This window comes from Desulfovibrio cuneatus DSM 11391, from assembly GCF_000430005.1.
Taxonomy (GTDB): Bacteria; Desulfobacterota; Desulfovibrionia; order Desulfovibrionales; family Desulfovibrionaceae; genus Frigididesulfovibrio; species Frigididesulfovibrio cuneatus.
This window is the reverse complement of sequence record NZ_AUCY01000014.1, coordinates 95,860-110,629: the sequence shown is the minus strand read 5'-3', so window position 1 is coordinate 110,629 and position 14,770 is coordinate 95,860. Positions and strand designations below refer to the sequence as shown.

11 protein-coding genes are annotated in these 14,770 nt (G+C 51.7%); 6 read left to right on the top strand and 5 right to left on the bottom strand.

The window, feature by feature from the left end:
• Positions 1-1,155: 1,155 nt before the first annotated feature.
• On the top strand, positions 1,156-2,229 hold the full coding sequence (locus G497_RS0103800; RefSeq protein WP_500683358.1) for an RHS repeat domain-containing protein: 1,074 nt from the start codon (positions 1,156-1,158) through the stop codon (positions 2,227-2,229).
• 80 nt (positions 2,230-2,309) lie between these two features.
• Here G497_RS0103800 and G497_RS0103795 read toward each other — a convergent pair whose 3' ends face one another.
• Together G497_RS0103795 and G497_RS0103790 are read right to left on the bottom strand one after the other, a co-directional pair.
• On the bottom strand, positions 2,310-2,708 hold the full coding sequence (locus G497_RS0103795) for a hypothetical protein (RefSeq protein WP_027187149.1): 399 nt from the start codon (positions 2,706-2,708) through the stop codon (positions 2,310-2,312).
• Between the two features lie 9 nt (positions 2,709-2,717).
• The gene (locus G497_RS0103790; protein ID WP_027187148.1) at positions 2,718-3,515 is read right to left on the bottom strand and encodes a hypothetical protein; all 798 of its coding nucleotides are present in this window, start codon (positions 3,513-3,515) and stop codon (positions 2,718-2,720) included.
• A gap of 725 nt (positions 3,516-4,240) precedes the next feature.
• Here G497_RS0103790 and G497_RS0103785 point away from each other — a divergent pair.
• Together G497_RS0103785 and G497_RS0103780 are read left to right on the top strand one after the other, a co-directional pair.
• Positions 4,241-4,489 carry a CopG family ribbon-helix-helix protein gene (locus tag G497_RS0103785; RefSeq protein ID WP_027187147.1) on the top strand — a complete coding sequence of 83 codons (249 nt, stop codon included), beginning with the start codon at positions 4,241-4,243 and terminating at the stop codon, positions 4,487-4,489.
• Positions 4,479-4,757: a type II toxin-antitoxin system RelE/ParE family toxin gene (locus G497_RS0103780; RefSeq protein WP_027187146.1), complete on the top strand. Its 279-nt coding sequence runs from the start codon at positions 4,479-4,481 to the stop codon at positions 4,755-4,757. The genes G497_RS0103785 and G497_RS0103780 overlap by 11 nt, the downstream gene beginning before the upstream one ends.
• 72 nt (positions 4,758-4,829) lie before the next feature.
• On the opposite strand, the gene G497_RS0103775 is transcribed toward G497_RS0103780, so the two are convergent.
• Positions 4,830-5,435, bottom strand: coding sequence for a hypothetical protein (locus G497_RS0103775; RefSeq protein WP_156907906.1), 606 nt, complete (start codon positions 5,433-5,435; stop codon positions 4,830-4,832).
• Between the two features lie 212 nt (positions 5,436-5,647).
• Positions 5,648-8,644 carry a hypothetical protein gene (locus G497_RS0103770; RefSeq protein ID WP_027187144.1) on the bottom strand — a complete coding sequence of 999 codons (2,997 nt, stop codon included), beginning with the start codon at positions 8,642-8,644 and terminating at the stop codon, positions 5,648-5,650.
• Between the two features lie 461 nt (positions 8,645-9,105).
• Between G497_RS0103770 and G497_RS0103760 the strand changes: the two genes are divergently transcribed.
• The 3 genes from G497_RS0103760 to G497_RS16610 all read left to right on the top strand — a co-directional run bounded on the left by G497_RS0103760 (position 9,106) and on the right by G497_RS16610 (position 13,066).
• The gene (locus G497_RS0103760; RefSeq protein WP_027187142.1) at positions 9,106-9,810 is read left to right on the top strand and encodes a phosphoribosylaminoimidazolesuccinocarboxamide synthase; all 705 of its coding nucleotides are present in this window, start codon (positions 9,106-9,108) and stop codon (positions 9,808-9,810) included.
• Between the two features lie 305 nt (positions 9,811-10,115).
• The gene (locus G497_RS0103755) at positions 10,116-11,210 is read left to right on the top strand and encodes an MBL fold metallo-hydrolase (RefSeq protein WP_027187141.1); all 1,095 of its coding nucleotides are present in this window, start codon (positions 10,116-10,118) and stop codon (positions 11,208-11,210) included.
• 83 nt (positions 11,211-11,293) lie between these two features.
• Entirely contained in the window at positions 11,294-13,066 is a 1,773-nt protein-coding gene (locus G497_RS16610; RefSeq protein WP_027187140.1) for a small ribosomal subunit Rsm22 family protein, read from the top strand.
• Between the two features lie 165 nt (positions 13,067-13,231).
• Here G497_RS16610 and G497_RS0103745 read toward each other — a convergent pair whose 3' ends face one another.
• On the bottom strand, positions 13,232-14,686 hold the full coding sequence (locus G497_RS0103745) for a DASS family sodium-coupled anion symporter (protein WP_027187139.1): 1,455 nt from the start codon (positions 14,684-14,686) through the stop codon (positions 13,232-13,234).
• Positions 14,687-14,770: the final 84 nt, after the last annotated feature.

Sequence of the window (14,770 nt, the reverse complement as noted above, 5' to 3'; positions counted from 1 at the left end):
CGATACATGAATATGAAACAAGAGATTTCGGTATAAGCCACCAAAGCTAACCCACATGGCTGCTACAAAATGTGCGAAAAATTCTGGACACTACCCATTATGGACGATATAATTGCGAGGGCAAGAATAATTGCAAAACGGAAGGGAGAGAAATTAGAGGTAGAATAGCGCAAGGCAATTACACCCAGTCCCATAGTGTTTCATTTTCACTCCGCATGTAACAAGCCATAATCTAAATGGCTTGTTACACGCGGGATAGGTTACAATCCAATGTTAAGGATGGTATATAAAACAATCATAGATTCAGCATAGGTTAAAAACAAGACATACCAAAGAACACTTAAAAAAAATGTGTTTAGCAAAATATACAATATGCTTAAGTGGTTACTATGCAAAAAAAAGTAAGAAGACAAAAAAGCAAAAGCCAGTGCAATAATGTCATAATAGGGATACTCTGTAGAAAGAGAATTTTCAGATAGAGATTTTGAAAAATCGATTATAGGATCAGGAACGTTGAGGCACAACAAAAAAAACACAACTACCATCAAAACAAAACGCCGCACAGAAACTAGCTTGAAAAAACCAGAATAAAAAAAATAGATCAGCAAAAGTACGCTAATGGCAAGGCGAACAAGAAATTCAGTGAGCATTAAAGGCTCCTTGCTGGAAATTGTATATATAATAATACATGAAACCTTTTACGCTGGCAATGGTTGTGTTGCAGTCTTTTTTCCTGCAATCCTATGAACTCGGCGTCTTCGCCGCACCTTACAGATAATTCTCCGTGTTCCCCCCACCCCACGCGCGCTTTGCTGCGCTCGCCCACTCATGCGGAGTACTGTCGTTTCTTTTCCACTTCCCTACTGGGCATCACTTACCTTTTGTGGCACAGGCTTTTATTCCAGCAAGTAACCGATAAGCGCCCCTTTCTCATGCCCTGCACGATGGTTTCCCCGCGCGAATATATTTGTGCAGCGGACGAGTCTTCGAGTGAGCGGAACAAATCTACCTGAGCGCGGGCCGTAGCCTAGCTGGGTCACGGGGTGCAACCCCGTGGGTGTGGGGTTGTCAGGGGGCCGCACAAGGGCCCCCTGACCCAAGCGGAGCGGCAAACAAAACAAGAAACAACAGTCTGGGGCGGCGGCACGCCGCACGATCCCATGCCATTCCGCTCTTACACACGCTGATGCGGCGCTTGCACCACACAACCCAAGGGCTACAGACACCCTGCTCCTGCACATCGAGGCCGACCAAGTGGGCAGCGTGCGCACCCTGAGCACCGAAGACGGACGCATGGTGAAGGAAATAGAGTACGACAGCTTTGGCAATGTCCTCCACGATTCCTTCCAGCAACTGTCGTTCCCCCTCGGTTTTGCGGGCGGCCTTGTGGATGAACACACAGGCTTTATCAGGTTCGGTTACCGCGACTATGACCCGCAAACCGGACGCTTCACCGCCCAAGACCCGGCCCGCGACCTGCGTGGCGATGCGGATTTGTACGACTACTGCGTGGATGACCCTGTGAGTTGCATTGACCCGCAGGGGTTGCGTTTTACAGAGGCCGAGGCAAGCTCTGGCGGCGCTTCACATAAAGGAATCTCGCACCCCTTTGGTGCCCCACATGGGCAGAGTGCTGGCAATGGCGTTGACCAAAATGATGAAGATAAGAGTGCATCTAATACACTTTCCCCAGCGGGAAATGAACAACGCATTGGGGACAAAGTAAAAGAAGTAGAAAAAATTAAAGTAGAGAGCAAGTGGAAGGAATACTATGTAATTGGAAAACGGCCTTTGAAGGGCTGGGGGGGAGAAACAGGGTACGGTAAAGGAGAAAACAAACTACAGCATCGCCAGTTCATTAAAAATAATGGATATAACTTTGGTTTGTCTGGAGAGAATGGGGGTGTTGTTCCCTTTCAGGACAATGAAGATCAACTTAAGAAATATGAATACTTTGATGGAAATAAGTACAAGGCAGAGTTTATTGATGCAGCGAGGGCGGAACTTGAACAAGAGTGGCAGGAAGAATTTGGGAGCAGCAAACAGCATAACCAGGAAAGAATTACGCCCGCAAGAACAGGTGCAATATTCCATGGTATGGATGAAGGCCTTCAACGTGAAACAAGGTACCGCTTAATTAATTATAACTGCCAAAACTATGTTGACGATGTAGTTGCAAGGGCACGAAAGATTGCGGAACGAAAAGGAGAAAAACTAGAAGTTGAATAAAGTAGGGCATTGTTCCTAGCTTGTAGTGCTTTGTTTCCATTCCACAAGCAAGTTTGCTTCCAACTTGCTTGTGGAATGGATTATAGACCAATACCAAGAGCCGTGTACAATAAAATTGAGCCCCAGAAAATTGTTAAGAACAAGACGTACCATATAACAAACAAATAAAATGTGCATAGCAAAAAGACGTAATTATCCTTTGTTTTTTTATAAATAAATAACCGAGGGATAAAAATAGCTAAAATTAAGGCAACGAAATCATACGAAGGGTATTCTGTGCCAATAAATGAAAGATATTCTTTATCAAATGCGATAAGGGGAACGGTCAGAAATGATATAGCGCCATAGATTAGCGTATAAAACACAACTGTCATCAGAATAAAACGTCGTCCAGAAACCTGCTTGAAAAAGCCGGAATAGAAAAAATAAACCAGCAAAAGCACGCTTATGGCAAGACGAACAAGAAATTCAACCAGCATGGAAGGCTCCTATTTGAAATGGGTATAAGATGTAATACTACATGAAGTGTATTCTGTATTCCTACCAATCGGGGGGCGGCACTTCTTTCCAGTCGCCTTTCTTATATTTTTCCAAGCTGGGCTTACCACTTCAAACTCAGGAACTCCTGGTTCTATTCCTTTGTAGACAATATCACCTTGCAAGCGGTAGGGGCCGAGTCTCCCATCACCATTATAACCTGGTGCATTGGGGCAAAACATTCTTGAAAAGGGACCCGCCGAACCAAAGCCCATTTTACCATACAATACATTCCGTTGTTTTTTAGTATCTATAAAATACATCTGAAACATGGGCTCCTCTACGCATTCCACCGTGCCTTCTAAAGTTTGATAGGGCAAAACTCGCGTGTTACGGGGAATTCCAGGCCGGGTGTCAAGGCGAATAGCGCTGGGCCTTAGCCAGTCGATGCGAGGAACACCATTTTTTTCTTCTACCAGTATTTTTTCAGGCGTAATGATGAATTGCCTACCAAGGTTTTGCTCTCGTGCATTGGCGTCATAGGGGTCGAAGGTTGAAGAATATATTCCTATCTCCCCGCATAAATCCTTATTTTCCCCATCATCACATAAGAGAATAGTAAAATTATTGCCATCAGGTTCTGAAAAAACACAAGTGGCACTCCCTTGACCATAGTAACACGAAACAAACTCCGCCACGATATCACCCGGTGCCGGGGACACAGGGGCAGCACTTGCAGCAGCCAGCGCAGGGCTACCTGGAAGCAGTATACAAAAAAAGGTGAACAGGCAGAACAACATACGGCGCATATGGCCCCCGGATAGTTGGCGGTGCAGGGCAACGAGTAAATATACACATGACTATATATGAAGGCCAGGGCAGTAGCAATGGGTAAAGAATTGGGCTATCGCGGCGCTTCGCCGCACCTTACAGGTAATTCTCCGCGTTTCCCCTACCCCACGTGCGCTTTGCTGCGCCCGCCTACTCACACGAAGTGCGGTGTTTTTTCCCCGCTTCCCTAATCTATGGCAGTTACCTTTTGTGGCACAGCGCATTATTCCAGCAAGCAACCGATAAGCGCCCATTACTCATGCCCTGCACGGTGTGCTCCCTGCGCGAATATATTTGTGTAGCGTACGAGTCTTCGAGTGAGCGGAACAAATCTACTGAGCGCAGGCCGGGAGCTAAACGGGGTCTTGGGGCAGAGCCCCAAGGGTGTGGGGTTGTTAGGGGGCCGCACAAGGGCCCCCTGACCCAAGCGGAGCGGCAAACAAAACAAGAAAAGAGGAATGGTGTGGCGCTTGCGCCGCAAGAAATTAGCCTAACTCCCTAAGAATACTGGATCCCCGCCTGCGCGGGGATGACAGTGCTTAGGCCATGGCGGAGGCACGCCGCATAAAACTACGCGCTATCACATTGAAAATACTGGATCCCCGCTTGCGCGGGGATGACGGTGCTATTACACCTCCCGCCCCCCTACTTGCTTTATCACTTCAAAAGCACTATTTTCCATGTAGCAAGAAGGAGAAACCCTATGCTTCCACTACAGAGTATAAGCACTCAGGTCAGCCCGGATATTCGCGCACGGCTGGAACAAATAGCCCATGAAAAAAACTGCTCCAGTTCTGATATTCTCAAAGACCTTATTGAAGACTATGTGAGTTACAGAACCCATTTAGAAGCAAAAGTGAACCAGGGGCTTGAAGACCTGAAAGCAGGGCGCACAGTTCCCCATGAAGAAGTAAAAGAAATGGTTCGGGGCATGGGCTTTCATGTTGATTAAATGGGCGTTAAGGGCACAGGAAGACCTCAGAAGCATTCTTCAATACTTCATCGACGAGCAAGACGAAGAAACAGGTCAAAAACTTGTAACGAGTCTTTTTAGCGCAACAGCAAGACTTGAAAATTTTCCCCTCTCAGGAAAGCCAAGTGAAATCAAAGAAACACGTGAGCTTGTTTTACCTAAGCTCTCGTACATTTTGGTTTACAAAGTAAATTCTGCTACAGTTGAGATTATAAGCGTACTCCATACTTCCAAGCTGAAAGACTAATGAACTCTATCACGGCGGCCCGCCGCACAAAATTACATATTACCACTTATTAAAAAAACCGTCACATGGGGTCTACCCCACAATAGACTGGTGTTGCAACAACGCATGCAACGCCTCTTCTTCCGTGCCCACAGGCTGGGCGGCAAGCCCCCCTTGCGTGTGCTGCTCCGCATGGGCTCCCCCCGTAAGGGGGGCCTCACCCGCAGGCTGTTCACCCGCGTTTACAGGGTGTTCCTGCTGGGAAAGGGAAATTTCTGCGCCGTTAGGGGGCAGTTCGGCACTGCTTTGGGGGAACAGGTTCTCGTGTGGTTTGTCGTCTTCCAGCACGTCCTGAAAGCGCAAGGGCTGCGGTTGGCTGTCCGATGTGTGGGGTAAGTTGTGCAGCGGCGCGGCCTGAGGCAGGTAGCCGGGAACAGCGTCATGCGGCAATGCGGCCTCAGTGTGCAATCCTTCAGGCTGGGCAGCATCCCCCAGCAGGCAGGGTGCGCCATTGGGCCGGAATGATTCAAATGTGTTGTCTATCAGGGGCATTAAGTCTTTGGCTTCCACCAAAATGTCGCCGGGCAAAACAAACACAGGCATTTCTGTTTCATGGGCAAAGCCAAAAAAACCATCAAGAATAATATGGCCGCCATCTTCTGCTGTAATGATTAAATTTTTGCCACTCCGTTCGAACATCACCTCTTCCATGGAAAAAAGAAAGTGAATATGACAGTTGGGAGGTACATGTACCTGTACCTCTTTTCCCAGTGGCAATGCCAAGGTGACCTGTGTTGTCATATTCTCTCCCAAACGGTGCGTTGCTCTGTTTTGCCAAGTTGCCCAGAACTATAATAAGTATTCTTTCAGGCTATGGCAATGCTTGCAAAATAAGTGCCCAGGCTTTGCTATTAGGCCACCGGGGGTAAGCTGCGCAGTAACCGCTGTATTTCGTGTAAATATTCTTCATGTTTTTCCAGGTAAAAGGCCAGGGGCTTGGCAAATTCAAGCCCGGTCAGGCCGTCCACAAACATTTGGCTTACTTCCTGTACACGCAGCAGCATCATTTGGGTGCTGGCAAAAATTTCCCGTTCGTCACTGCTCATTCTTGCAAGGGCATGGGCAAGGGTTACTCGTGAACGGGGCTGGTACATCCAAAAATAGAGCAAGTCCAGGGCCGTAATACTCAGCCTTTTTTCCAGCTCGGCTACTTCTTCTGCGCCGCTTTGCAAGAACACCTTGGGCCGTTGCAGGTAGTCAGATGTATCTTCTTCCGGCAGCAGCAGGTCCAGCTGGGAATAGTCGGCAAACAGTTGGCGCAGTTTGCCGTTATAATCCCAATACCGCATGCGTAAATATTCTGCCTTGTCGGCAAAACCTTCAATAACTGCGGCTACGGAATCAGAGGCAAGTTTGGAAATAACAGAAGCGCCCTGTTGCAGCACAATCAGCTCTTCCGGGGTGCCCCAGCCAGCCAGTAAAAATAAATAGCCAAGGGCGGCGCTGTAAAAAACGGAAAGGGGAATGGCAAGAAAACTGCGAAAAATATTGCCCACCACGGCTTCCGCCGGAAGGCCCCGGATGAGGTTGTGGGAAGAAATATAGGCGCTGTTCACCAGGGACATAACCGTAAAAAAAAGGACAGGGCTGTTGGTGGAGTTTATGCCAAACCCCCATTCCAGCAGAAGCTTGCGTACCCCAAGTTCCAGAATGGGCACGGAAAGGCCCGTGAACATGAGGGAGTCGGCAATGCGCGACCAACTAATGCAGTTGTTCAGGCGCAGCAGGGGGGACCGCTTAATGCCCCCGGCCCCCAGCATGGTTTGCAGCACGTTGCGCAGGCCTGTAATGGCAAACCAGATGATGGGGCCAAACCAGGCCAGAAACCACCATGACTGGGTGTAGGCAAAGGTGGCTGCCGTAAGGAAAAAGCCAAAGGCCACTTTCAGCACATTTTGCCAGTTAGTGCTGAGGTAGCCAAAGGAAAGGCCCTGGTCTTTGTGGGAAGAATGCAGGGTGGGGGGCTTGTTTATGCCGCCAAGGGGGGTGATGTTGCCCGGCTCCTGGTAATGGCAGGTGCGTTCCTTTTCCACCCATTCTTCCTGCTTGCGGGTGTTGAAGTGGCGCAGCAGGGGTAACGTGCGCACAAAACTGGCCACCTTGTTGCCCATAAAGCTGTAGCGCTTGGGGCAGTGGGTGGTGCGCTCGCACACGTCCATGTGCAGGGGAATGGGGCGGCGGGGTGTTTTTGTGGCTGCCAGTTCTTTTCTGGCTTTGGGTGGCAGTGTTTCAGAAAAGGCAAAGCCCATGCCCAGGCTTTGGGAATAGCGGCTTGTGGAGTCGCTGCCAATGCGTACCCCCAGGGGGGTGGTGGTGTAATAGTTTTGCAGGCGGGGGATGTTGCGCAGTATTTCTTGAAAAATCACGCTGCGTTCCTGCGAATCTTTGGTGTTTTCCGCGTCCAGTTCTTTGAGCATGGTGCGAATAAGGCGCTTCAAGGCAACGGCGCTGCCTTCATTAATGGCCGTATGCAGGGCGCTTATTTCCCGCACGTGGGGCATGGAACCTGCCAGAAAGTTCTTCAGGTTGAACAGCTCTAAGTGGCTGATAGCCCCATCGCATTCATACAGCAGTTCCAGCACATCTTTTGCCGTGAGCTGGCTCAGGTTCAGAATAATGTGGCAGGGCGTGTGTATGGAAGTGAGCCAATCAATAAGGGTTGTGGGCAAAAGGCGCATTATTTCAGGAACATGCTGCCCGTCTGTGACCATCAGGGGCAGTTCAATGTCCGGGTTCTTGTGCAGGGAAAACCATACATCAATAATACTGTCTGGGGTAAGTGCTTCGGCCACGGCATAATTGGGGGGGCTGGCTGGCTGGGGCTGGGTGTGCAGGCTGGCTTCTTCCGCCGCTTGCAAGGCCGCGCGCACCCGCAGAAAAATCAGTTCTGCCAGGTGGGTGCGCGAGGTTTGCCCCACCCCTACAAAAGCCAGAATTTCGTTCTCTTCAATGGGGGCCAGGGCAAGGCCAAGCTCTTGGCCCATTTCATGGCGCAGCGCCACGTTGTAGCGCTCCAGCAGGCGCATGACATACTGGTGGTGGTAAAGTGAAGCTTCCTTGCCCATGCGCATAAGGTGGCGCATGGGCTTTTCTTCCATAAACGCCCGCATTTCTCGCACGGAATGAAAACCCCTGGGCTGCCAGATGAACTGCACATAACGCCCCCGGAAGCGGGCCTGAAATTCTACCCCCACCCGTACCTTGATGCCCACAATGTCTGCGGCGTGCAGCAATTCTTCCATGGCAACAGGTTCAATAAAATTGTAGTACACCACGTCAAGCTGGCGAATGCCCTTGATCCAGGCGTCCATAACCAGGTGGGTAGGCGATTTGCGCCCCTTGGTGTTGGCGTCGTGTACGTGGTGGTCAAAGCTGAGTTGGTTCCAGCTTTCCGGCATTTCCAGCAGGTGGTAGCGGCGCAGCAGGGAACGAATAATGCGCCTTTTGCCAGAGGCTGCCTTGCGAAAGTCGTGGGCAAGGCAAAGCTGCTTGGAATAATTACCATGGGCGCGCACCAGGTCTTTCATAAGCTGGATAAGCACGCGCCCCGTGTTGTGGCGAAAGGACGTTCCGGTGGAAAGCACTTCTTCATGCAGGGAACGCAGGGCCGCAAGCCTGTCTTTGGCCTGGCCTGCCTCAAGGGAATCCAGCAGGTTGATAACCGCATAGGCCACGCGAATTTCCTGGGAAACCGCCAGTTCCTTGATGCCGTGGGGGTGCAGGCTGGTGTGGAAAAAGGGGCGGGCGTGCTCTTCGGTTACCTGGTTATCGCGGTCTAAAAAACGGTTGATAACAGCAAGCAGGGCGTAGTCTTGTTTATCAAAATAAAAGGAATGGGTGTTATGCATAGTGCTTGCTCGTGCTGGTCAAAAGGCATGTGGTAAGGGAAGGATTACAGGGCATCGGAGAATGGGTGTACAAGCGTTTGTGAATACTGGCACATAAAGGGCTATTGGGTCAACTGTCCCATGGGAATATCCTTTGAAATGGGGCAAAGGGAAGGCAGCCCCGTGCGTTGTCTTTGCACACAACCTGCTACCAGCCTTTCTGGCTGCACTGGGGAACATGTTGCCCCTGCCGCTGGGTAATGCAAAAAGTGGGCAATGAAGGCGTGGCAGGAAAGGGTGTACTGGGCATAAAAAAATGAGATTTTTTTTATGCCCAAAGACAGCACCTAACAATTTGATATTACGGTTATATGTTTGTGATGCAGGCTGGGGGCGTAAAATTTTCCGTAAATAGGCACTTGTGTCATGCTGCCTATTGGGCGTATAGATTTTTTTTGGTAACAAAAGCAAGGAGCTATCCAATGCAACTGCTGTATCGAGGGAAGACAAAAGATGTCTACGAAGCTGGTCCAGAAACACTGCTGTTGCAGTTTACTGACCGCGTAACCAAAAATGACGCCGGGGAAATTGACCCAGGCGGCAATACAGTGGCGGAAGACACTGCTCCTGGTCAGGGTGGGGCTTGCCTCGCCATGACCTCTGTTCTGTTTGAAACGCTCCAGAAAAAGGGCGTGGCAAACACCCATTTGGTGGATTACGACTTGCAAAAACTTACCATGACAGTGAAAAAGGGGAAATTGTTCACCCCTGGGCTGGAATGGGTAGCACGCTGGGTGTGCACAGGCAGCTTTTTGCGCCGCTATAGCATGATAGCTGGCACTTATGACGGCATGGCCCTGCCAAACCCGGTGTTTGAAATAACCTTGAAAAATGACGCCGCAGGCGACCCGCCCATTGTGCCTTCTGCCCTTGTGGCACTTGGCATTGTGCCTGCTGCCACCATGGAAAAACTGTTGCCCCTGAACGAACGCACCCTGCAAGCCATTCGTGGCATGTTTGCAGAACGCGGGCTTGATTTATGGGATATTAAAATAGAGTGGGGGCTGGACGCAGCCGGTGAACCACTGCTGATTGATGAAGTTTCCCCCGGCTGTTGCCGTGCCTTCAAGGCTGGCACGAAAGAACGGGTGGCTGGCCTGGAATTGGCTTCCTACTTCAAAAAATAGCTTAAAACGCTGAGTTGTTCCGTTTGGCTTCGTTACTTCATTTTTCTTGAAACAGTCGAGGACAGAAGAGTCCACTCCTGCTTCAAGAAAAATTCGTGCCTTGCCAAACGAAAAACTGAGCGTTTCAAAAAAGCACTTGACCTCTTAGTGCTTTAAACGGAACATAACTAATAAGGCACACTCCATCATGGCATGGGGTGTGCCTTATTAGTTATTCCCCTGTGTGGTGGGCTGTGGTATAAAGAAACCTGCTTGGCAAAGGCACGTGCTGTTTTTTCATCCTGTTGCATAACCCACGGAATGTTATGTCTTTTTTTCTAGTCTTTTTCCTTGTTGCGTTGGTGCTGTATCGGCTGTACCCGCGTTTGACAAGTTTTGGAAAAGCACCCCGTGGGGAGCGGTTGGCACGCATTCAGCGCTCACCCAATTATATTCAGGGTCGTTTTCAGAATGAAACAGACCGGGGCCGCCTTGCCGAAGGCGTGAGTGAATGGCACATTTACCGGGACTTTTTTTTGGGCAAGCGTAAAAACACCCGTCCGGAAAGCCCCATGCCCAGCCAGAAAACTGATTTGCACAATTTGTCCCGGCAGGAAGATGTGCTGGTGTGGTTTGGGCATTCTTCCTACTTTTTGCAACTTTCCGGGCAACGGTTTTTAGTAGACCCGGTGTTTAGTGGGGCCGCTTCCCCTTTTCCTTTTTTCACCAAAGCGTTTGACGGGGCAGACATTTATACCCCGGAAGACATTCCTGAAATAGACTGCCTGCTTATAACCCACGACCACTGGGACCACCTGGACTACGAAACACTGCGGGCCTTGCGCCATAAGGTTGAAGCTGTTGTGTGCGGCCTTGGGGTGGGGGCGCACCTTGAACACTGGGGCTATTCTTCCCAGTGTATCACGGAGCTGGACTGGCACGATTCTTTGGCTCTTCGGGGTAGCATTACCGTGCATTGCCGGCCTACCCACCACTTTTCCGGCCGGGGGGCATGCGGCAACCCCACCCTGTGGGTTTCCTTTGTATTGCAAACCCCATGGGTGGTGGTATATTTGGGGGGGGATAGTGGCTATGGCCCCCATTTTGCCGCCATTGGGGAAGAATTTGGCGGGGTGGACGTGGCTGTTCTGGAAAATGGCCAGTACGACAAACGCTGGCCTTACAGCCACATGCACCCGCAAGAAGTGATGCAGGCCGCTGTGGACCTTGGTGCCAGAACCCTTTTCCCCGGCCATACCAGTAAATTTGACATCAGCTACCACCCCTGGAAAGAGCCCCTGGAAACCATAGTCCATTTGCCCCATGAAGGGATTCGGCTTATTACCCCCATGATTGGGCAAAAGGTGCTGCTGCACGACACAACCCAAACGTTTTCCCACTGGTGGGAACACGTGGAATAAATCAGCTATCCCAAAAGTCGTTTACGCAGCGCGTTCCTGCGGCACGCAAGTTTTTTTCACCTTAACGTAGAATCGAGCATACCTTGTCTTCTTCCCTTTTGCTTTCTCCTTCGGCACAAAGCCAAACCGTGCTGGACCGCCTGATGTACGCCGTAAAGGCTGTGCGCCCCATTCCCCGTGGGCACCAGCGCGACCTGCCTTTTGCCGTGCGCGACCTTTCCCGCATGCTCACCACAGAGCGGGGCAACCTGCACAAGCCCTATTGGGCTGCGCCCCGGTTTCTTTCTGCGTATATGCACTTTTTTATGCCATGGAACGTCTTCCGCCTTTCCTGCCTGCTGCCGGGGTTGCCCCTGCACCTGGAAGCAGACGACCTGATTCTGGACCTTGGCAGCGGGCCCCTTACTTTGCCCCTGGCCTTGTGGTGCAGCTTGCCTGCCCTGCGGGAAATTCCTTTGCATTTTGTGTGTACCGACGTGACCACACGCCCCATGGAAGTGGGGCTTGGCGTGTTCCGCCACCTGGCCGGGGAACAAAGCCCTTGGCGCTTTACGCTGCAAAAGGCCCCTGTGCGCCAAGCTATTGCCGGGCTGGAACGCCCCGCAGCCTGCATTATGGCGGGCAACGTGTTGAACGAATTACAAGCGCCCAAGCAAGGCACCCTGGAAGATGCCACCACCTCACTTATGAGCTTTGCCGCCCGCAAGCTTGTTCCCGGCGGCACCATGCTGCTGGTGGAACCGGGCACCCGCCTTGGTGGCAAAATGGTCACTCTGGCCCGGCAGGGATTGCTGGAAGCAGGGGTGGCCCCCTTGGCACCGTGCACCCATGCCGAAGCATGCCCCATGCAACCAGGGCGTGAACGCGAAGGGTATGGCCCCACCTACACAGGCTGGTGTCACTTTACCCTGCCCGCGGAGGCAGCCCCGAAAGCGCTGCATGGCTTGGGGGAACGGGCAGGTATTGAGCGGGAAAGTTTGGCTATAAGTTTCTTTTTGGGAGAAAAGGTGGGCCGCGGCCTTAGTAAAGGGAAAGATGCAGAAACCTTGGATGAACTGGAGGCGCTGTACGAGGAATTGCAGGAAGAAGACCACATGCAGCCAGAACAGTTTGCCCCTTCCGCCCAGCAGCCCCGTACAAAAGGGTTGCGGGGTGCCGCCACCTGGCCCCCAGTGGAACCGGGCACGCCCTTTCCTTTGCGGGTTATTTCTGCCCCCATCCGCCTGCCGGACGAACAGTACCCAGGCCGCTATAGCTGCGGGGAACATGGTCTTACGTTATTGCTGGACGCCCGCTATTACCACTCCGGTGCCGTGGTGGAAGCCGTGCCCCTGCCCTTTGCCCCAGGGGAGCGCCCTCAGCGCGACCGAAAAAGCGGCGCTTTGCTGGCAAAACCCACTAATCCCTTTGTGCCTAGACGCGAACCGCGTGACCCTGAGGGTGAGGGCGATACAGGTGGCCAGCGGCCCTATACAACAGCCCCTAAAGCGCCTTTTGCCAAAGGCCATGCAGGAAGCCGTGCATGGCAGGAAGAATCTTCCCGTACAGACAAGGGAAGACCTGCTCCTAGGCCAAATACACGGCCTGATGCTGGCCCAGCCTCCAGGCCAAAATTTGGGAAGGATGAACGCAGGCAAGGGGAAGGCGCACCCACAGGGCGCAAGCAGACCGGGAAAAAACAGTGGGAACAGACGGAAAGTGAGCACGTGAGGAGTGAACAGGGGCAGGGCGAGGGCAGGCCACGTGATGGCAAGCCACGCGAGCCAAGGCCACACGAACCCAGACAACAAGAGCCCAGGCAACGCGCGTTCAGGCCTGGTGATGGTTCCCCGCAAAAAGGGAGCAGACGCAAGTAGCGTAAATTGTTGTACCAGTAAATTCTGAATAACTGGTATTTGGGAAACTCGCCGTTATGTCGTTTGGCAAGGCACGAGTTTTTTTAAGGCGGGGCAAGACTTTTATGTCCTGCCCCGCCTTAAAAAAACGAGAAGCGAAGTCCAAATGAATGACTGCGCGTTTCCCTAGAACAGTCCCAGCATACGCCACCACACCAAACCAACAGTAAAGAAGATGATTTGGTTCAAAATGCTCACCACAAACCCGGTGCGCCACCATACGGATGTGGGCACATACCCGGCGCCATACAAAATGGGCCCGCGGGCATGGGTGTATTGGGTAAGGGAGCAGGAAAGGCTGCTGGAAAATGCCAGCATGAAGGCCATGGGGGCTGGCGGAATGCCAAGGCTTATGCCAACACTTAAAAATACGGAATACAGGGCCACAATTTGGGCATTGCCGCTGGCAAAAAAGTAGTGGGCATACAAATAGGCGGCATTGAGCAGCAGCATAATGAAAATCCAGTTGCTGCCGCCCATAACATGGGCAAGGCTACCTCCCACAAGGTCGCCAAACCAGGTCATAAAGCCGAGGTTCTTCAACTGGTTTGCCATCATCAGCAAGGCTGCAAACCACACCAGGGTGTCCCATGCGCCCTGTTCTTTTTTAATGTCGTCCCAGGAAAGTACCCCGGTGAGCAGCAAAAAGGAAAGACCCACAAAGGAAGCGGTTGTTGGGTCTATGCCCAGCATACCGCCAAAAATCCAAAGTACCAGCAAAAGAGCCACTGTGAGCAGCATAAGCCATTCCGAACGGCTTACGGGGCCAAGCTTGTGCAGTTCTGCCTGGGCCATGGCCGGGGCGTCGGCAGTGTTGCGAATCTCCGGGCGGGCAATCCAGTACACACACAATGGCACCAGCAGCAGGGAAACAAGGCAGGGCACTACAGAAGCTGCAAGCCAGCTTCCCCAGGTAATGGCAACCCCGGCGTTGGCTGCAAGTTTTACTGCCAGCAGGTTTCCTGTGTAGGCTGTCATGAACATGGCAGCGGTGGTGTCGTTAATATTGCCGATGCACATAATAAGGAATGTCCCTATTTTAGAACGGCTTTCATTTTCAGGAAAAGACTGGTAGCTGCGGGCAAGGGAGTCTGCAATGGGGTAAATAACCCCGCCGCAGCGCGCGGTGTTGCTGGGCATGGCTGGGGCAAGAATAAGGTCTGCCACAGCAAGGCCATAGGCCAGCCCCAGGGTACGTTTGCCAAGCAGGCGTATCATAAGCAGGGCAATGCGCCGGCCAAGCCCTGTTTTAATAAAGCCGCGGGCCACCATAAAGGCCACCACAATCAACCAGATAATGGAGCTATTCAACTCGCTCAGCGCGGCCTGAATGGCTTTGTCGGGCGAGGCTGCCCCGGAAGCATAGGTAAGGGCAAAAGCGGTAATGCCCAAAATACCAATGGCCCCAATGGGTAAAACGTCTGCCACAATGCACACAATAGTGGCAATGAACAGAACCGCCGTGTGCCATGCTTCTGGCTTAAGCCCTGCTGGGGCAGGCTGGAACCAGGCCACTGTGGCAACAATAACGATGAGAAGTAACGACAGCCAGCGCAATCCGTATGTAGTTGTTGATTTCATGGTGGGCCATTGTGTGAGAGAGTTCTCAGCAGATTAAAGGGTTAAGTAGTAAAGGGTGGGGCTTTGGCAAGCCCTAGAAACATG